A 17,492-nucleotide genomic window follows, 5' to 3' on the forward strand; every position below is an offset into this window, starting at 1 on the left:
GATGGCCGTCTCCCGCGGGGCTGAAGCCCCGCGGCTACAAAGGGAACGGGAACTCCCCGGCATCTTGAGCAGGAAAGCGATTCTCGAATGAGCTCGTACTGTTTTCGGTAGAACGGGCCGGGCTAAGCGGCGATCTTGATATCGAGAAGGGGCGTTCCGTCCAGGGCGTCCAGGCCGCGGACGCGGAGCCGGGTGCCTTGGATTTCGAGGATCTCCACGGTTTCCACGGCAATGGGGTTGGGGCGGTGCGGGCTTCGGGTGGCGAAAACGCCCCGGAGAGGCCGACTCGTATCGCCCCTGGGATGCACCTGCAGGCGGCTTCGATCCGCCCGGTCCAACCAGTAGAGGATCAGAACCTTTCGGCCCGGCTCCAGGCCGAGGAGCGCGTCCCGGTAATGGTCGTCCACCTCCAGCCATCCTTCCACCGCTCCTTCGCTTCCCTGCTTGGGGGCCTGGGAAGGATCCTTCAGGGGGCTTCGTATGATCCCGATGGGTTCCAGTTCGATGGCGTCATTTTCCATGAATCTCCCCCGTGCTTCAAACTGATCATCCCTAACGATCACGGCTGGGCTCGACCCCTCATGGATGAAAAAACCCATATTACATTGGCGTCTATTCCGTTCATTCGCGGTTTTCCACCACATTCAATCCGGATGCCTTGCTCATGGTACTGCCCTGACGGGCGAGCGTAAAGCCCGCCCCTATCGAAAGCGGATGAACGAACATCCCGAAAGTCTGGACAGCCAAAGATGAAACACCCCTTGGAAAAACCGGGATGTACCGGCGAATAATCATTCGCCCCTACGATTCGCCGAGCAGGGGCGGTACACAAGGCCATGTTTCGCCTGATATCTCTGACACAGCGGGTAGGGGCGGGGTTTATCCCCGCCCGGAAAGCTCGCGGTGACAAAAAACAATGGAAACAGCCCCCCGTTTGGAAATCAAGTCACGCTGAGGGGCTGTGTTCCCCCTGTGAGTCGATGGCGCAGGAGGGTGTAGCGCTGCTGGGTCTTGTCGTTTCGAACGGCGATGGCCAAGGCCTTTTTGGAACCCACCAGAATGACGAGTCTTTTGCCGCGGGTGACCGCCGTATAGAGCAGGTTTCGCTGAAGCATCATGAAGTGCTGGGTGAGCAGCGGGACCACCACGGCCGGATATTCGCTCCCCTGGGACTTGTGGACGCTGATGACGTAGGCGTGCACCAGCTCGTCCAGCTCCGAGAAGTCGTAGCTGATGAGTCGCCCGTCCATGCGCACACGGATTTCCTGGTTTTCCTCGTCCACGGCGGCGATCCTGCCCAAGTCTCCGTTGAAGACCTCCTTGTCGTAGTTGTTCCGGATCTGCATCACCTTGTCTCCCACCCGGTAGATGCGCCCGCCCCGTTCCATGGCCCGGCCCTTGGGGTTCAGCGCCTCCTGCAGAGCGTGGTTGAGGCGCTGGGCGCCCACGGCACCCCGGTGCATGGGGCTCAGCACCTGGATGTCGTCGATGGGATGGAGTCGGAACCGCGACGGGATCCTTTCGGCGCACAGGCGCACCAGGATCTCCACCACCGCTTCCGGGTCGTCCTTTTCGATGAAGTAGAAGTCGGACAGGCGATCGGGATCCCTGTGAAGATAGGGGAACTCTCCGCTTCGAATGCGATGGGCGTTGACCACGATCAGACTCTTTCTGGCCTGCCGGAAAATCTCCGTGAGACGCACCACGGGGAAGGCACCGCAGCCGATGAGATCCTCCAGAACACTTCCGGCTCCCACCGAAGGCAGCTGGTCCACGTCGCCCACCAGGACCAGGGTGGCCTTGGGCGGCACGGCCTTGAGCAGGTGGTGGGTGAGAAGGGTATCCAGCATGGAGGCTTCATCCACGATGATGCAGTCGGCGTTGAGCGGCTTTTGTTCGTTTCTCTGGAAGCCTCCCGCCTGCGGGCTGAATTCCAGAAGCCGGTGAATGGTGGCGGCCGGATGTCCCGTGGCTTCGGAAAGCCGCTTGGCGGCGCGGCCTGTGGGAGCCGCCAGGCACAGCCTTGCACCCAAGCTTCGGTAGGCGGCGCAGATGGCTTGAACCAGGGTGGTTTTGCCTGTCCCGGGCCCTCCCGTGATGACCACCACCTTTCCCGTGAGCGCCTGAAGGACCGCCTCTTCCTGCTGCGGTGCCAGTTCCACGGGAAGGGAGCTCCGGACCTGGGTGAGCACCTGCCGGGCCGTTTCCGGCTTGATCCTCTTGGGAACCGCCGCCAGGTGTTTCAGGCGCTGGGCGATCTGGGTCTCCGCGCTGTAGTAGCCCCGCAGATAAACCGCCTGGGAATCGTGAAAACTTTCGGCGGCTTCCCCGGTCAAAGGCTGGATCACGACCCGTCCGTCGGCGGCCAGCCGGGCCAGCGCCTCTCCCAAAGTCTCCCGGGAACATTCCAGGAGTTCTCTTCCCTGATCCAGCAACAGGTTCCTGGGCAGGCACACGTGCCCGTCTTCCGTGGCGCGAAAGAGGACGTAGTGGAGACCGGCCTCGGCCCGAAGGGGCGAGTCCTTGTCGAAGCCCAGGTTCGCGGCGATCTTGTCCGCCGTGACGAACCCGATGCCGTGAACGTCCATGGCCAGGCGATACGGGTTTTCACGGAGCACCTGGAGGGATTCCCGGCCGTAGTGCTTGAAGATCCGCGTGGCGTAGGCCGCGCTCACCCCGTGGGAGCGAAGGAAGATCATCACCTCCCGGATTTCTTTCTGGTCCTCCCAGGCCTTGAGGATCTGCCGGAGGCGTTTGGGTCCGATCCCTTCCACCTCCAGCAGGCGTTCCGGATCCTGGTCGATCACCTCCAGGGTGGCCTTGCCGAAGGCGTTGACGATCCGCTTGGCCATGACCGGCCCGATCCCCTTGATGAGGCCCGAGCCCAGGTATTTTCGGATGCCCTCCACGGTGTCGGGTGACAGGGTTTCGTAGTGTTCCGCCTTGAACCGCTCCCCGTACTTGGGATGCATGCCCCAGGATCCTCGAAGCCTGAGGATCTCCCCGGGGGTTGCGGACGCAAAGGAGCCCACCACCGTCACCAGGTCCCGGCGGCCCTTCACCTTGAGCTTCAACACACTGTAGCCGTCTTCTTCGCTGGTGAACGTCACCCGTTCGATCTGGCCTTGTATCGTATCGTTCATCCGGTGCGGCTCCCTAGCGATTTTTTGACAAAACCCGGCAGGTTGTTAGAATATCACCGGAACGTGCCGCATTCCAGAAGAGGAGGGCGCACATGTCTCTCTACATCAAGACGGAAGACTACCGCAAATACGGAATCAACAAGACGTCGGACCTGGAGCGGGTGCGAGCCGTGGTGCAGCAGGAGCTCAACATCGCCCCTCTCTTCGTGAGTTTCGTCAATCGCCGGGAGTTCATCCGCGTGGATTTCGTGAGGCCCCGCCGCCGGCGTCGGCGGCCCCGCGGAAGAAAGCACGGCGGCCGTTCGCCGCACCGGCGGACGGGGACGTGATCCGGCGGGCCATGGATTGCCGGCCGCCATGTCGCGACATGCCGCGGAAACCCGTCGGCCGGGTGAAAGGTATATGGGGGATACGATCATGACAAAGGACGACTTGCGGGGAGAGATGGGCAAGCTGAGCCTTTCGGAAAAAATCCTGCTTGTTCAGGATCTCTGGGATAGTATAGCAGGCGATGCTCTCAATGTATCTGTTTTGGAATCTCAAAAGGCGGAACTGGACAAGCGAATATCCAGTTGGGACGCATCTCCAGGCGAAGGTTCTGAATGGCCTGAGGTCTACCGGAGGGTCAAGTCCTCCAAATGAACATCCGGCTTGTGATTCGTCCCGAGGCGGAGAGGGATATCCAGGAAGCCTATCTCTGGTACGAAAAGCGGAGGGAAGGCCTCGGTGAAGACTTTCTTCTCTGCGTGGAAGAAGGGCTTTCCAAGATAATGAGAAGCCCTCACATGTACCCTGTTGTGTATCGAGGGGTGAGGCGTCTTCTTGTTCGCAGATTCCCATACGGTATCTTCTACGTGATCCGGGAGGAGTTGATCTCGGTTTTGGCTGTTTTGCATGGACATCGGGACCCTGATCGATGGCGGCAACGGGCGACCCATGAGGTCAGAGGAGATCCAAAAACCACTTGACAAGGATCGATGGTTGCGTTTAGCGTTCCTGGAAATCAAAAGGAGCTGCCCAGAGATCCGGAAAAGACTGAGATGAAAAACATTAATCAGGAAAACCGAAATTTTTGGTGGTGCTGGTGGTGGTGCGACCCTGACGGGTGTGCCGACGGGATCGTATCGGGCTAGACCACCAGCCTGATGGAGATGCCAAGACCGTGGGCCACCCGGCCCACGGTCTTTTTTATTGCAGCAGAGGCCGTGGGAAATATCCCCCGGCCTTTTTTGTTGGGTTCGAGAATCGGGGAGCAAAGGAGAGAGGGACATGTTGATCGTCATGCACAAGGGAGCCGGAGAGGAAGAGGTGGCGAAGGTGGTGCAGGCCATCGAAGCCCGGGGACTCGGCGCCCGGCCCATCCCGGGCGGAGAGCGGGTGGCCATCGGCATCCTGCACAACCGGGGGCCCGTGGATCCCAACTGGGTTCTCGGTCTTCCGGGCGTGAAGGAAGCCATCCCGGTGACGCGCCCTTACAAGCTGGTGAGCCGGGAGTTCCACCCGGAAGACACGGTGATCCGCGTGGGCGACGTGAGTATAGGAAACGGCGGACTGGTGCTCATCGCGGGACCGTGCGCCATCGAAAGCGAGGAGCAGGCGCTCACCATCGCCCGCCACGTCAAGGAAGCCGGCGCCCAACTTTTCCGGGGCGGCGCCTTCAAGCCGCGCACGTCCCCCTATTCCTTCCAGGGGTTGGGGGAGGAAGCCCTTCGAATTCTCAAGAAGGTGCGCCAGGAAACGGGGATGCCCGTGGTGACGGAAGCCCTGGACCACACCGTTTACGACCTGGTGGAGGAAGCCGCGGACATCGTCCAGATCGGCGCCCGCAACATGCAAAACTTCAGCCTGCTCCGCCGAGCCGGCCAATCCCGAAAGCCCGTGCTGCTCAAGCGCGGCATGTCCGCCACCCTGGATGAGTGGCTCATGGCTGCCGAGTACATCCTGGAAGGGGGCAATCCCCACGTGATCCTCTGCGAACGGGGCATCCGCACCTTCGCCCACCACAGCCGAAACACCCTGGACCTTTCCGCCGTGCCGGTGGTGCGCAAGGAAAGCCATCTGCCCATCATCGTGGATCCCAGCCACGCCTGCGGGCGCAGAAACCAGGTCATCCCGCTGAGCCGCGCCGCTGTGGCGGTGGGAGCCAACGGCCTCATGGTGGAGGTGCACCACAAGCCGGACGAGGCCTTGAGCGACGGCGCCCAGTCCCTTTACCCGGAACAGTTCCGGCGGTTATGCCGCGAAATCGAGCCGCTCATAGGACTCTACTCGGGAGCCCCGGACGGCTCCTTTGCCGCCGAACGAAGTTCGTCACGCCTGTAGCATCCGGCGAGAGCGCCTTGGAGAGGAATGAGCCGCCATGCGATTGCACTACTTTCCCGAAAAGGAAGAATTCACCTCCCTGATGACCCGGGGGAATCTGGTCCCCGTCTGTTGTGAAATCCTGGCTGATACGGAAACACCCGTGTCGGCTCTGGCCAAGATTCGAAAATCCGGCCGCCCGGCCTTCCTCCTGGAAAGCGTGGAAGGGGGCGAGCGCTGGGGGCGGTACAGCTTCCTGGGGGCTTCCGCCGGCCGGCGCATCCGCATCACCCGCGATCACGTGGAGATCGAGAAGGGCGAAGATCTGCAACGAATTCCCCACGGCGGGGATCCGTTCCGGGTCCTTCGTGACTTCATGGCCCGCTACCGTCCCGTGTCCGTCGCCCGGCTTCCCCGTTTCTGGGGCGGACTGGTGGGGGTTTTCGATTACGAAACGGTTTCCTTTTTTGAGAAGATCCCCCACACCGTTTCCCCTGAAAGGCCCCTGGTGCAGTTGATCGAAACCGACGAACTGCTCATCTTCGACAACGTCCGCCACACCCTGACCCTCGTGGTGCCGGTCTATTGTCCGGACGGACCCGCACAGGCTTCTGTCCTCTACGACCAGGCCCGATCCCGTTTGGAGTCCCTGATCGATCTGCTGGAGGCGCCTTCGGCCCAAGGGAGGGCCCCGGTGGATTTTGCCCTCGTGCCCCGGTCTTTTCAGGCCGTGATCCCGGAAGCCGCCTTCTTGGAGAAGGTGGAGCGGATCAAGCGATACATCACGGCCGGGGACGTGATCCAAACGGTGTTGTCCCAGCCCTTCGTCATGGAGCCGGCGCCCGACCCGTGGTTCCTCTACCGCGCCCAGCGCTACGTGAACCCGTCCCCCTACATGTTCTTCCTGGAGCTGGACGAACGGATCCTCGTGGGATCTTCGCCGGAAACCATGGTGCGGCTCGAAAACGGCGTGGCCACCTTGAGGCCCATCGCCGGCACGAGACCCCGGGGCGCCTCGGAACAGGAAGACAGGAAACTGGCCGACGAGCTGCTCCAGGACCCCAAGGAGCGGGCCGAACACCTGATGCTCGTGGACCTGGGCCGAAACGACCTTGGCCGTGTGGCGGAAGTGGGCACCGTGCAGGTGACCGACCTCATGGTGGTGGAACGCTATTCCCACGTGATGCACCTGGTGTCCAACATCACCTGCGATCTGGTGCGGGACGCCGACGCCTGGGACCTTCTTCGGGCCACCTTCCCCGCCGGGACTTTGACCGGGGCCCCCAAGATCCGGGCCATGGAGATCATCGCCGAACTGGAAGAGGCGCCCCGCGGCGCCTACGGGGGCGCGGTGGGCTACGTCTCCTTTACGGGCAACATGGATCTGGCCATCACCATCCGCACGGCCTGCCTGGAAAACGGACGGATGACGGTGCAGGCGGGAGCCGGGATCGTGGCCGATTCCGTGCCGGAGCGGGAATACCAGGAGACGGTGAACAAGGCCAAGGCGCTCCAAAGGGCCGTGGAGCTGCTCCACGGTGCCGCCGGCCGGAACGGAGGAACGCTATGATCGTCATGATCGACAATTACGACTCCTTTACCTACAACCTGGTTCAGTACCTGCGCATGCTGGGAACCGAAGTGCGGGTGGTTCGAAACGACGCGGTCTCGGTGGACGAGGTCCTGTCCTGGGAGCCCGACGGGATCGTCATCTCCCCGGGTCCCGGCAGGCCGGAAGATGCGGGCATCTCGGTGGACCTCATACGGGCCGCGGGGCCGACCGTGCCCATCCTGGGCGTGTGCCTGGGACACCAGGCCATCGCCGTGGCTTTCGGGGGACGGGTGGGGCCCGCTCGCTCTCTCATGCACGGAAAGACCTCCATGGTGACCCCGGACGGCCGCGGGATCTACCGCGGCGTCAAGGGGGCGTTCCAGGCCATGCGCTACCACTCCCTGGCGGTGGATCCGGCCCACCTTCCGTCGTGCCTGGAAGTGAGCGCTCGGGCCGACGACGGAGAAATCATGGGAATCCGCCACAAGCACCGTCCGTGCGAAGGTATCCAGTTTCACCCCGAATCCATCATGACCCCCGTGGGGAAAAGGCTGCTCAGAAATTTCGTGAACGGATTCGCTCCGAACGAGACCCGGGCCGCATCGGGAGCGGCCTGAAGGAGTCGAAACTCTACATTGGACGATTCTTTCTTAGGGGGCGTCAGGGGAGGGCGGGCGTAAGACCGATCCCTGCCAAAACCCATTGACCCTTTGGGTAGGGGCGGGGTTTATCCCCGCCCGCTGACCGTGCGCTGCTAGAGACTGCCGATGAAAATGCGCTTGGTTTAGGCAAGAGAAAAGGAGGAAGACGCCGTGTTCCAGGAAAGCCTGAAAAAGCTCACCTCCCGGGTGGATCTTGCGGAAGAGGAGACGAGCGTGGTCATGGAGGCGCTCATGTCGGGCGAATTGACCGAAGCCCAGATCGGGGCCTTCATGGCCGCCCTGGCCACCAAGGGCGAAACCTTCGCGGAACTGGCCGGAGCCGCCCGGACCATGCGCCGCAAGGCCCACCGCATCCAGGTGTCGTCTCCCACGGTCGTGGACACCTGCGGGACGGGGGGCGACGGGGCCCACACCTTCAACATCTCCACCACGGCGGCCTTCGTGGTGGCCGGATGCGGAGTGACCGTGGCCAAGCACGGAAACCGGTCCGTTTCCAGCCGATGCGGCAGCGCCGACGTGCTGGAGGCCCTGGGGGTGCGCCTGGACGTGGACCCGGAGATCGTGGAAGAGGGCATCGGAGAAATCGGCATCGGGTTCCTCTTCGCGCCCCTCTACCACGGAGCCATGAAGTATGCCGCGAAGCCCCGCAGAGAGCTGGGCATCCGCTCCATCTTCAACATGCTGGGGCCGCTCACCAACCCGGCCGGAGCCAACTGCCAGGTGCTGGGCGTCTACGCGCCCGAGCTCACGGAGATGTTCGCCCAGGCCCTGAAACTGCTGGGAGCCCGCCGCGCCTTCGTGGTCCACGGCCACGACGGACTGGACGAGATCACCGTGTGCGCTCCCACCCGGGTGACCGAACTGAACGACGGCCTCATCCGCACCTACGACCTGGACCCCGAGATGATCCTGGGACGCACGGCCGATCCCGACGACCTGGCGGGAGGATCGGCCGATGACAACGCCCGAATCACTCGGGCGATCCTGGAAGGCGAGAAGAGCCCACGCCGGGACGTGGTGGTCCTGAACGCCGCGGCGGCTCTCGTGGCCGCCGGCGTGGCCCAAGACTTTCCGCAAGGGGTGAAAAAGGCGGAGGAAGCCATCGACAGCGGCGCCGCCAAGGCCAAGCTGGACGCTCTGATCCGCTTCAGCCAGGAATCGTGAATCGTGAATCGTGAATCGTGAATCGTGAATCGTGAATCGTGAATCGTGAATCGTGAATCGTGATGAGTGATGAGTGATGAGTGATGAGTGATGAGTGATGAGTGATGGGGCGGCGGGGCGGAACTTTTCTCCCCCCTTTTTCAAAAGGGGGGGATTGCCCGATAGCTGAAAACCGACAACTGAGAGCTGAGAGCTGACAGCTGACAGCTGAGAGCTGAAAGCTGACAGCTCCCGTTTGGAGATCCATGGACATTCTAAGAAAGATTCTGGAGGTCAAAGCTCAGGAGGTGGAAGAGGCCAAGCGCCGGGAGCCGCTTTCCGCGGTGAGGCGCCGGGCGGAGGAGTCTCCGCCCACGAGGCCCTTCCTGGAAAGCCTTTCCGCGCCGGGTCCCGAAGGCGTCAATGTGATCGCCGAGATCAAGCGGGCTTCGCCTTCCAAGGGGACGATCCGTGCGGGCCTGGACCCGAGGGCGTACGCCCGGGCCTACCAGCGGGCGGGGGCCGCGGCCCTTTCCGTCCTGACGGACGAGCGCTTTTTTCAGGGGTCTTTCCGGGATCTGCAGGTGGCCCGGGAGGCGGTGGAAGTCCCTGTGCTTCGGAAGGACTTCACCATCGACGAATACCAGATTTACGAGGCTCGGGCCGTGGGGGCCGATGCCGTGCTGTTGATCGTTCGAGCGGTTCCGCCGGATTTTCTCCGAGATGCGTTGTCGCTTTGCCGGGAGCTCGGCCTGGGAGCCCTGGTGGAAGTGCATGACGAGCGGGAGATGGAAACCGCCCTTGCGCGCGGCGCTCCTCTTATCGGCGTCAACAACAGGGATCTCACCACGTTCCGGACCGATATCGAAACATCCATCCGCCTGAGAAAACAGCTCCCTGCCGGTATGCCCATGGTGGCGGAAAGCGGCATCGGCGGCCGGGAAGACGTGGAAAGGCTGCTGGATGCGGGAATCTTCAACTTCCTGGTGGGGGAAAGCCTGGTGCGGGCTCCGGACCCCGAAACGGCGCTCCGAAGCCTGCTGGGCACCGCCGCCGGGTCGCGTTTCTGACGGTGTATGGGATCCGGAAGTAGGGGCGGGCTTCATGCCCGCCCGTCGGGATTCGTTCGAGCCCGCCCCAAACCGTCATTTCCCGGAGGGTGGGAACCCGCAGCCGGGACGATACAAGGAGCCTGTCTGAAAAGGCTATGGATGCCCGCCTTTCTCGTAGCGCAGCCCTTTAGGGCTGCGGAGGAATCTCCGGACGTCGGAGGGGCCGTCGGGTATTGCCTGTCACTTCATTGGGTCATGACGGCCCCTCTCCGCGGGGCTGAAGCCCCGCGGCTCCGAAAGAAGATGGATCCCTGGACGGCGGATGATGGGAACCCCTTCTGGGACAGGCTCCCGGACGAAAGGAATGACCATGGAAATCAAGATCTGCGGCATCACCCGGCGGGAAGACGCCCGGATCGCCGCGTCCCTTGGCGTGGATGCCGTGGGATTCGTCTTTTATCCCAAAAGTCCCCGCCACGTGAGTCGGGAAACGGCCCGGGATCTGGCGGCGGCGCTTCCGGAATCGGTGGCCAGGGTGGGCGTCTTTGTGGACGAGACCGTGGATCGGGTTTTGGAAACCGCCCGTTTTTGCGGTCTCACCCATGTGCAACTCCACGGCCAAGAGACCCCGGAAGAGGTGGCCGCCCTGGAAGCCCAAGGGCTCCGGGTCGTCAAGGCCCTTTTCGTCAACCGCGCTCCGGGGCTGGATGTCCAGGATCGTTACCGCCCCACGGCCTTCCTGGTGGAGTGCGCGGGGGTGAGCCTTCCCGGCGGAAACGCTCTGGCCTGGGATTGGGCCTCGGCGAAGGATCGCGTGCGGCACCGCCCCATGATTCTCGCCGGGGGACTGGATCCCCACAACGTGGCCCGGGCGGTGCGGGCGGCCGAGCCCGCGGCGGTGGATGTGAGTTCCGGGGTGGAAAGACGCCCCGGTGAAAAGGATGCCCAAAAAATGGAAGCATTCGTGAACGCGGTCCGGCGGTTGAGTCCGCCGGCGGTGGAAGGGAGGATCTTTTCATGACGATGCACACGGCAAGCCAGCCCATGCCCGATCCCCGCGGCCACTTCGGTCCGTTCGGCGGCCGCTACGTGGCGGAAACCCTCATGCCGGCTCTGCTGGAGCTGGAGGCCGCCTACGGGGAGGCCCGCACCCAGAAATCTTTCCAGGAGGAATTCCATGCGCTCTTGACGGAATACGCCGGCCGTCCCACGCCGCTCTTCCATGCCCGCCGTCTGAGCGAGGCCTGCGGCGGGGCCCGGATCTATTTGAAGCGGGAAGACTTGGCCCACACGGGAGCCCACAAGATCAACAACACCCTGGGGCAGGTCCTTCTGGCCCGGTACATGGGCAAGCGGAAGGTGATCGCCGAAACGGGAGCCGGCCAGCACGGCGTGGCCACGGCCACGGCGGCGGCCCTTTTCGGCATGGAGTGCAAGGTCTTCATGGGAACGGAAGACGTGCGCCGACAGGCTCCCAACGTGCGCCGCATGGAACTCCTCGGGGCGGAAGTGGTCCCCGTGGCGTCCGGAACCGGCACCCTCAAGGACGCCATGAACGAAGCCATGCGCTACTGGGTGGGCGCCGTTCGGGACACCTTCTACGTGATCGGATCCGTCGCCGGTCCCCATCCCTATCCCATGATGGTGCGGGATTTCCAGCGGGTGATCGGAGACGAGGCGAGATGCCAGATCCTGGAAAGGGAGGGGCGCCTGCCGGACGTGCTGGTGGCGTGCGTGGGGGGCGGCAGCAACGCCATGGGCCTCTTCCACCCCTTCCTGGCCGACCCCGTGGCCATGATCGGAGTGGAAGCCGCCGGCGAAGGGGTTTCCACGGGAAAGCACGCAGCCACCCTGGGTGCCGGTTCCGTGGGGGTGCTGCATGGCTCCAAGTCCTACGTGCTCCAGGACGAACACGGCCAGATCCGGGAAGCCCATTCCATCTCGGCGGGCCTGGATTATCCGGGCGTCGGGCCGGAACACGCGTGGCTCAAGGAATCGGGCCGGGCCGCCTACGTCTCCGTAACCGACCAGGAAGCCCTGGACGCCTTCCGGCGCCTGGCCGCCCTGGAAGGAATCATCCCGGCTCTCGAAAGCGCCCACGCTTTGGCCTACGCCATGGTGGAGGCCGCCCGGCGGGGTCCGGGCGAGATCCTCATCGTCAACCTTTCCGGGCGCGGAGACAAGGATCTGGGGATCATCTTCCGGGATGGAGGGTGAGAGGGGAAAGGCTAAAGGCTAAAGGTGAAAGGTAAAAGGGGAAGGGGACAGGTGGAAGGTGGAAGGCGCTGGGAGTCTGTTCGAGGATGGTTCTCCGGCTCAAGAGGCCGGGCAGCTTGTGTCCTCTTCGTAGCCGCGGGGCTTCAGCCCCGCGGAAAAGGGCCGTCGTGAACCCATGAAGTGACGGGAGGTGCCTGACGGCTATCCGATGCCCCGGGCCCCTGCCGCAGCCCTGAAGGGCTGCGCTACGAGAAACGTGGTCATCCATAGCGTTTTCGGAAAAGATCTTACGGGAAAGGGACGGACCAATGAGTCGATTGCGGGAAGTGTTCACGGAGTTAAGGCGCAAGGGGGAAGGAGCGCTGGTGGGGTTTGTGACGGCCGGGGATCCGACCCCGGATAGGTCCTTGGCGCTCATTCGTTCCATGTTCGGGGCGGGTCTGGACATTTTGGAGCTGGGGGTTCCCTTTTCGGATCCCACCGCGGACGGCCCGGTGATCCAGCGTTCGTCGGCGCGGGCCCTGGCGCAGGGCATGACCCTGGAGAAGGTCCTGGCCATGTGCCGGGAGATCCGCCGGTTCAGCCGGGTGCCCGTGGTGATTTTCAGCTATTACAATCCCATTCTGGCGGTGGGGCCCGCCGCCTTTTACGACCAGGCCGTGGACGCCGGAGCCGACGGCGTGCTGGTGGTGGATCTGCCCCCCGAGGAATCCCGGGAGATGCTGGATGCCTGGAAAGGAAACGATCTGGACCTCATCCGGCTGGTGGCCCCCACCACGCCTACGGAGCGCATGGAGGCCGTCACCCGGGAGGCGTCCGGTTTCGTCTACCTGGTTTCCATGACGGGAGTCACGGGAAGCGCCGGGCTGGACCTGACGGAGGTGGAGGCCACCGCCGGCCGGCTGAAGCAGGTGACCTCCCTGCCGGTGTGCGTGGGATTCGGGATTTCCAAGGCGGAACACGTGGCGGCGGTCTGCCGGACGGCCGACGGGGCCGTGGTGGGAAGCGCCTTCGAGCGCCTCATCGAGGAAAACCTGGAAAATGAGAACCTGCCGGACCTGATCGCCGCCTACACCCGGGAACTCAAGGCCGCCACCCGCCGAACCTCGCCGTAGCCCTGTTTCCCCCTAACGGGGGAGCGGCACAAGGCGCGATTCCAACCGGCGGCACGCCGGTTCGACCGGGGGGCTATTCATGCTTCGGGGTTCGGGATTCGGTCGTTTCACGAAGTCTGGGGTTTCCGCTTTTGCGGCGACGACGTATAAAATCATGGTGGCGGCAACATCGAAAGTGTTTGTACCGGCCCATGGTGGCCGATTCTTTCCGGTGGGGGATTTGGAAACGCCATGGTTCCGCGTAGCACGGCACTGGCAAGAAAGACGGAGGAAAGGCGCCGACTGGCCCTTGTCTTGGCCGGGAAGGTCTGCGACTACCTGAAAGGATTGGGGGCTGCAGATGCGTTCGTCATCGGCTCCGTTCTTCATCCCGACCAATTTCATCCCCATTCGGACGTGGATTTCGTTGTGGTGGGGCTGCCGGAGATCCACATGTATCGAGTGGAAGGGCGGATCGAGGAAATCCTGGCCGGAATGCCGTTCGACTTGATCTACCTGGAGACACTGCCCGAGGAACGCCGGGAATTCATCCTTCAAAAGGGGAGAGCATGGAAGGAATTCATAGGGATTCCCTGATTCGCCTGGAGGAATTGAATCGGGAGATATCGGCAGTGGAGCGGAAAGTCTCCCGCCTAAAACGCCTCCAGGATCCGGAAGACATCGATTCCTACATACGGGCCATTGCTTCGGCCATTCAGTCCGCCTATACGGGCATGGAAAAGATTCTCAAGGAAATCCTGAGGACCTATGACGGCTCAGTCCCCAGCGGGGAGGACTGGCATGTGATGCTGCTCAAGCGGGCCGTCCTCCCGGATCCCGGAAACGAACGCCCGGCCGTGATCAGCCGGGAGACCATGGAATCCTTGGATCTGTTGCGCTCTTTCCGACATGTGGTCCGTCATGTGTACCACTACAACCTGCATCCCGAGAGGGTCTTGGAGCAGGCAGGGATCCTGCTTGCGGTGGCCCCGGGCTTCCAGCGGGAGATTCTGGAGTTTCTGGAGGTCATGGGCTGAGGGATCCTGAAAGGGCTCCGTAGAGAAGCCGATCCAGGATCTGGAAAAGGGACCGGCTGAGTCCTTCATGGCTCATGTTCCGCCCGAAAAGTTCCCTTCGCAGACCGTCCACGGTGGGGTTCACCGACTGAAGCTTGGCAAGGGACCGGCTTTGCCCCGCCGCCCTTTCTTCCAGCAAGAGACGCTTGGCCTTTCGACAGAAGAGGCGCACCGTTTCCAGAAGTTCCCGGCTCGGAACATCCCAAGCGGGATCCGGCCGAGTGTCCCGGGGGCTTCCTTCCAACTCTTCCAGAAGGGATCGCAGGCATACGGCAAGCGTTCCGTATTCCAGGCCTCGAAGGCCCCGCTGCCACTGCAGGAGCCACGGGCGGCGCCATCGCCACAACAGGTTCCGCTCTCCGAAGGCGATGAGGGATTGGGCTTCCTGGTGGGCTTCCCGGAGACATTCCAGAGCCTCTCGGCCGGGTCGACTCCGGATCTTTTCGTGTTCCAGGGGGGCTTCCTCGGAGGACCGGCGGGCGGTTGCAGACGGCCGACTGCCGGATGCGCCGGGTTCTTCCAGGATGTTCAGCAAAAGCCGGTTTCCCCAGGCACATCCGGGTGTTTCCAAATGCGGATAAGACAGGACGAGTCGCCCCCGTCCCAGCGGGGTGATCAGGATGGCGGGTTCCCCGGCCAGGCGCTCCGGGTTGAGCGGAATGCCGTAGTCCGCTTCCCACGCGTTCCAGTCGCCCCCGTGGGCGCGCACATCCGAAAAGCAAAGATCGGCCACCCGGAAATCCCGTCCCGGTCCCTGATAGGTGGCCAGCCTTTCCACCGGAACGTTTGCGGGTATCGCGAACTGGGACGGCCACCAGATGGAAACGGGGATGCGCGGAGGAAGATCGTGCCAGCAGGGGTGGTCGGATCGCCCTTCGATCCAGATTTCCCCGCTGGCGTTGGGAAGGCGCTCTTTCAGAGGCTTGCGCGCGATCGGCGTGAGCCCTAGGGACGACGGGCTGGACAGGGCCAGGCCGGCGCCGCCGCAAACCCCCAGGTAGGTGCCGCCTCCTTCCACGAACCGTCGGATCGCGAGGCTCCCTTCCCCGCCTAGGGCCTGCGCCTTGTGGGACGCCCATCCCCCGGGAACCACCAGGACGGAAAACCGGTCTAGGACGCCTTGCCGGATCCGGGACGCCGTGACGAGCCGAAACGGAACGCCCAGTTGGCGAAAGGTCTCCACGAAGAGAAGACCCCAGACCAGGGATTGGTCCCAGAAAAGGGCAGCCGAAGCGTTGGGGTTTTCGTTCACGGGGCACCGTTTTTTTAGCTGTCAGCTCTCAGCTGTCAGCTTTCAGTTATCAGTCGTCGGTTATCGGTTGTCGGGCAATCCCCCCCGGCCCCCCTTTGAAAAAGGGGGGAGAAAATTTCCGCCGCATCACCCATCACTCATCACTCGTCACCCATCACAGCTTGCGGATCACGGATCACGATTCCCCTTCGCTCAAGTCCACCATGCCCGACTTCTTGACGGCCGCCACACCGCCCTGAAGGTTCAGCGCGTTGGTGATCCCCGCCTTTCGAAGCTGGAGGAGGGCTTCATAGGAGCGCACGCCGCTGTTGCAGACCACCACCAGCTTCTTGTCCCTGGGGACCTGGTCCAGGCGTTCTTCCAGGGTTTCCTGAGGGATGTTGATCCAGCGGTCGCCGAACCGGGCGACGAACGGAGCGGCGTTTTGCGGGCCGCGAACGTCCAGGCAGAGGAGGTCGTCTTCCTTGCCGCGGAAAAAGAGGGCTTCGAATTCTTCCGGATCCACGGTGCGGTTGAGGCCGTCCAGGACGTTTTCCGCCGTGTTTCCCAGGGCGTTAACGATGTCCATGGCGGAGGCGAAGGGCGGCGTGTAGGCCACTTCCAGGTTGGACAGGTCTTCCACCGTGCCTTTGGCGGCCAGGAGGGCCGCCAAGGCGTTGATGCGCCCCACCAGAGCGTCCCCGTTGTGGCTCATGCCCTGGACGCCCAGAACGCGCCGGGTTTTTCGGTCCACCACAGCGGCAAGGTACATGAGGTCCTGGGTGGGATAAAAGTGGGCCCGGTCCGCCTGAACCACCAGCACAAAGACCGGATCAAAGCCCTCGGCTTCGGCCGCCTTTCGGGTGAGGCCCGCCGTGGCCACGGCCATGTCGAAGATCTTGACGGCGAAGGTGCCCACGGATCCCGGAAAACGGGCGGACCCTCCCGCGATGTTGGTTCCGATGATCCGCCCCTGGCGGTTTGCCAAGGACCCCTGAGGAAAATGAAAGTGCTTTGCGGTGATCTGGTGCAGGACCTCGATGCAGTCGCCCCCCGCATAAATGGACGGGTCCGACGTCTGCAGCCGCTGGTTCACCAGGATGCCGCCTCGGGGTGACACGGCGAGGCCCGCCGCCCGGGCCAGATCCCCGTTGGGGCGCACCCCCACGGCGGTGATCACCAGATCCGCTTCCAGCTCTCTTTTATCCGTTCGAACCATCAGGGGACCGTCTTCGTCCGTTTCCGCCACTTCCCGGACCGTCTCTCCCAGGTGGACCGTCACGTCGTGTTCTTCCAGATGCTTTTGCACCATGCGCGCGAGGGACGTGTCCAGCACGCCGGGAAGCACCTGGGGAGCGATTTCCACGATGGTCGTTTCCACGCCCCACAGGTCGCTCAAGGCTTCGGCCATTTCACATCCGATGGCCCCGGCCCCCACGATCACCGCCTTGTCCACTTCCCCCTTGGCGATCTTTTCCTTGACCGCCATGGCTTCGTGGAGGTTGGAAACACTCGTCACCCGCGGATGATCCAACCCGGGAATGGGCAGTCGGTTGGGAATGCTTCCCGTGGCCAGGACCAGGTAATCGTAGGGTAGGTCTTTTTCTTGGCCGGTCAGGAGGTTCCGCACCCACACCCTTTTGGCCTTCCGGTCGATGGACTCGGCCCGCGTACGGGTGAGCACCTTCACTCCCTTGGCCTTTTCAAAGAATTCGGGGGTTCGCAGCATGTGGAAGCTGGTGCTCATGAGCTCGTTCACGTCGCTCACGTCCCCCGAAATGTAGTAGGGGATGCCGCAGCCGCCGTAAGAAATGTATTCGTCCTGATCCACCATGATCACGTCGAAATCGGGCCGAAGGCGCTTGATCCGGCAGGCCGTCTTGGGCCCCAGCGCCACCGCTCCGATGATCACCACTCGAGTCGTCGCCATCGTTGCCTCCCGTGCTCCTAGGAACTGAACAACCGCCAATGAACGCCAATCAACACCAAGGGCCTTGACCATCATGTGGGCGCGGCGAAGG

General features: G+C 63.1%; 17 protein-coding genes. 13 read left to right on the forward strand and 4 right to left on the reverse strand.

The window, feature by feature from the left end:
- Positions 1-122: 122 nt before the first annotated feature.
- Both tsaA and recD2 read right to left on the reverse strand, forming a co-directional pair.
- Positions 123-521 carry a tRNA (N6-threonylcarbamoyladenosine(37)-N6)-methyltransferase TrmO gene (gene tsaA, locus BUB04_RS05020; RefSeq protein WP_073037564.1) on the reverse strand — a complete coding sequence of 133 codons (399 nt, stop codon included), beginning with the start codon at positions 519-521 and terminating at the stop codon, positions 123-125.
- 420 nt (positions 522-941) lie between these two features.
- A complete protein-coding gene (gene recD2 / locus BUB04_RS05025; protein WP_073037566.1) occupies positions 942-3,143 on the reverse strand; it encodes an SF1B family DNA helicase RecD2 in 2,202 nt (733 codons plus the stop codon).
- 92 nt (positions 3,144-3,235) lie between these two features.
- On the opposite strand from recD2, the gene BUB04_RS05030 reads away from it, so the two are divergent.
- The 13 genes from BUB04_RS05030 to BUB04_RS05090 all read left to right on the forward strand — a co-directional run bounded on the left by BUB04_RS05030 (position 3,236) and on the right by BUB04_RS05090 (position 14,201).
- On the forward strand, positions 3,236-3,472 hold the full coding sequence (locus BUB04_RS05030; RefSeq protein WP_073037568.1) for a hypothetical protein: 237 nt from the start codon (positions 3,236-3,238) through the stop codon (positions 3,470-3,472).
- An 88-nt stretch (positions 3,473-3,560) separates the two neighbouring features.
- Entirely contained in the window at positions 3,561-3,785 is a 225-nt protein-coding gene (locus BUB04_RS05035) for an addiction module protein (RefSeq protein ID WP_073037651.1), read from the forward strand.
- Positions 3,782-4,111, forward strand: a complete 330-nt coding sequence (locus tag BUB04_RS05040; RefSeq protein WP_073037569.1) for a type II toxin-antitoxin system RelE/ParE family toxin — start codon at positions 3,782-3,784, stop codon at positions 4,109-4,111. The genes BUB04_RS05035 and BUB04_RS05040 overlap by 4 nt, the downstream gene beginning before the upstream one ends.
- A gap of 301 nt (positions 4,112-4,412) precedes the next feature.
- The gene (gene aroF / locus BUB04_RS05045) at positions 4,413-5,465 is read left to right on the forward strand and encodes a 3-deoxy-7-phosphoheptulonate synthase (protein ID WP_073037571.1); all 1,053 of its coding nucleotides are present in this window, start codon (positions 4,413-4,415) and stop codon (positions 5,463-5,465) included.
- Between the two features lie 37 nt (positions 5,466-5,502).
- Entirely contained in the window at positions 5,503-7,014 is a 1,512-nt protein-coding gene (locus BUB04_RS05050; protein WP_073037573.1) for an anthranilate synthase component I family protein, read from the forward strand.
- Positions 7,011-7,613: an anthranilate synthase component II gene (locus BUB04_RS05055; protein WP_073037574.1), complete on the forward strand. Its 603-nt coding sequence runs from the start codon at positions 7,011-7,013 to the stop codon at positions 7,611-7,613. The genes BUB04_RS05050 and BUB04_RS05055 overlap by 4 nt, the downstream gene beginning before the upstream one ends.
- A gap of 195 nt (positions 7,614-7,808) precedes the next feature.
- Entirely contained in the window at positions 7,809-8,822 is a 1,014-nt protein-coding gene (gene trpD / locus BUB04_RS05060; RefSeq protein WP_073037576.1) for an anthranilate phosphoribosyltransferase, read from the forward strand.
- Between the two features lie 245 nt (positions 8,823-9,067).
- Positions 9,068-9,871, forward strand: a complete 804-nt coding sequence (gene trpC, locus BUB04_RS05065) for an indole-3-glycerol phosphate synthase TrpC (protein WP_073037578.1) — start codon at positions 9,068-9,070, stop codon at positions 9,869-9,871.
- Between the two features lie 352 nt (positions 9,872-10,223).
- Positions 10,224-10,874: a phosphoribosylanthranilate isomerase gene (locus BUB04_RS05070; RefSeq protein WP_218588367.1), complete on the forward strand. Its 651-nt coding sequence runs from the start codon at positions 10,224-10,226 to the stop codon at positions 10,872-10,874.
- Positions 10,871-12,070: a tryptophan synthase subunit beta gene (gene trpB, locus BUB04_RS05075; protein ID WP_245795128.1), complete on the forward strand. Its 1,200-nt coding sequence runs from the start codon at positions 10,871-10,873 to the stop codon at positions 12,068-12,070. Before BUB04_RS05070 ends, trpB begins: the two co-directional genes overlap by 4 nt.
- A gap of 308 nt (positions 12,071-12,378) precedes the next feature.
- Entirely contained in the window at positions 12,379-13,185 is an 807-nt protein-coding gene (gene trpA, locus BUB04_RS05080) for a tryptophan synthase subunit alpha (protein ID WP_073037582.1), read from the forward strand.
- A gap of 231 nt (positions 13,186-13,416) precedes the next feature.
- On the forward strand, positions 13,417-13,761 hold the full coding sequence (locus tag BUB04_RS05085; protein ID WP_073037584.1) for a nucleotidyltransferase family protein: 345 nt from the start codon (positions 13,417-13,419) through the stop codon (positions 13,759-13,761).
- The gene (locus BUB04_RS05090; protein ID WP_084076200.1) at positions 13,734-14,201 is read left to right on the forward strand and encodes a ribonuclease toxin HepT-like protein; all 468 of its coding nucleotides are present in this window, start codon (positions 13,734-13,736) and stop codon (positions 14,199-14,201) included. The genes BUB04_RS05085 and BUB04_RS05090 overlap by 28 nt, the downstream gene beginning before the upstream one ends.
- Here BUB04_RS05090 and BUB04_RS05095 read toward each other — a convergent pair.
- The gene (locus BUB04_RS05095) at positions 14,191-15,492 is read right to left on the reverse strand and encodes a BPL-N domain-containing protein (RefSeq protein WP_073037585.1); all 1,302 of its coding nucleotides are present in this window, start codon (positions 15,490-15,492) and stop codon (positions 14,191-14,193) included. The two genes, BUB04_RS05090 and BUB04_RS05095, sit on opposite strands and share 11 nt — an antisense overlap.
- Before the next feature lie 175 nt (positions 15,493-15,667).
- A complete protein-coding gene (locus tag BUB04_RS05100) occupies positions 15,668-17,401 on the reverse strand; it encodes an FAD-dependent oxidoreductase (protein WP_073037587.1) in 1,734 nt (577 codons plus the stop codon).
- Positions 17,402-17,492: the final 91 nt, after the last annotated feature.

It is taken from the genome of Desulfacinum infernum DSM 9756 (assembly GCF_900129305.1).
GTDB lineage: Bacteria > Desulfobacterota > Syntrophobacteria > Syntrophobacterales > DSM-9756 > Desulfacinum > Desulfacinum infernum.

Excerpts from the sequence above, each read along its gene's own strand:
- BUB04_RS05100 (WP_073037587.1), bottom strand. The coding sequence starts at position 17,401 with ATGGCGACGACTCGAGTGGTGATCATCGGAGCGGTGGCGCTGGGGCCC.
- trpB (WP_245795128.1), top strand. The coding sequence starts at position 10,871 with ATGACGATGCACACGGCAAGCCAGCCCATGCCCGATCCCCGCGGCCAC.
- BUB04_RS05050 (WP_073037573.1), top strand. The coding sequence starts at position 5,503 with ATGCGATTGCACTACTTTCCCGAAAAGGAAGAATTCACCTCCCTGATG.
- recD2 (WP_073037566.1), bottom strand. The coding sequence starts at position 3,143 with ATGAACGATACGATACAAGGCCAGATCGAACGGGTGACGTTCACCAGC.
- BUB04_RS05040 (WP_073037569.1), top strand. The coding sequence starts at position 3,782 with ATGAACATCCGGCTTGTGATTCGTCCCGAGGCGGAGAGGGATATCCAG.
- BUB04_RS05055 (WP_073037574.1), top strand. The coding sequence starts at position 7,011 with ATGATCGTCATGATCGACAATTACGACTCCTTTACCTACAACCTGGTT.
- trpC (WP_073037578.1), top strand. The coding sequence starts at position 9,068 with ATGGACATTCTAAGAAAGATTCTGGAGGTCAAAGCTCAGGAGGTGGAA.
- BUB04_RS05090 (WP_084076200.1), top strand. The coding sequence starts at position 13,734 with ATGGAAGGAATTCATAGGGATTCCCTGATTCGCCTGGAGGAATTGAAT.
- BUB04_RS05085 (WP_073037584.1), top strand. The coding sequence starts at position 13,417 with ATGGTTCCGCGTAGCACGGCACTGGCAAGAAAGACGGAGGAAAGGCGC.
- trpA (WP_073037582.1), top strand. The coding sequence starts at position 12,379 with ATGAGTCGATTGCGGGAAGTGTTCACGGAGTTAAGGCGCAAGGGGGAA.
- BUB04_RS05035 (WP_073037651.1), top strand. The coding sequence starts at position 3,561 with ATGACAAAGGACGACTTGCGGGGAGAGATGGGCAAGCTGAGCCTTTCG.
- BUB04_RS05070 (WP_218588367.1), top strand. The coding sequence starts at position 10,224 with ATGGAAATCAAGATCTGCGGCATCACCCGGCGGGAAGACGCCCGGATC.
- aroF (WP_073037571.1), top strand. The coding sequence starts at position 4,413 with ATGTTGATCGTCATGCACAAGGGAGCCGGAGAGGAAGAGGTGGCGAAG.
- BUB04_RS05030 (WP_073037568.1), top strand. The coding sequence starts at position 3,236 with ATGTCTCTCTACATCAAGACGGAAGACTACCGCAAATACGGAATCAAC.
- tsaA (WP_073037564.1), bottom strand. The coding sequence starts at position 521 with ATGGAAAATGACGCCATCGAACTGGAACCCATCGGGATCATACGAAGC.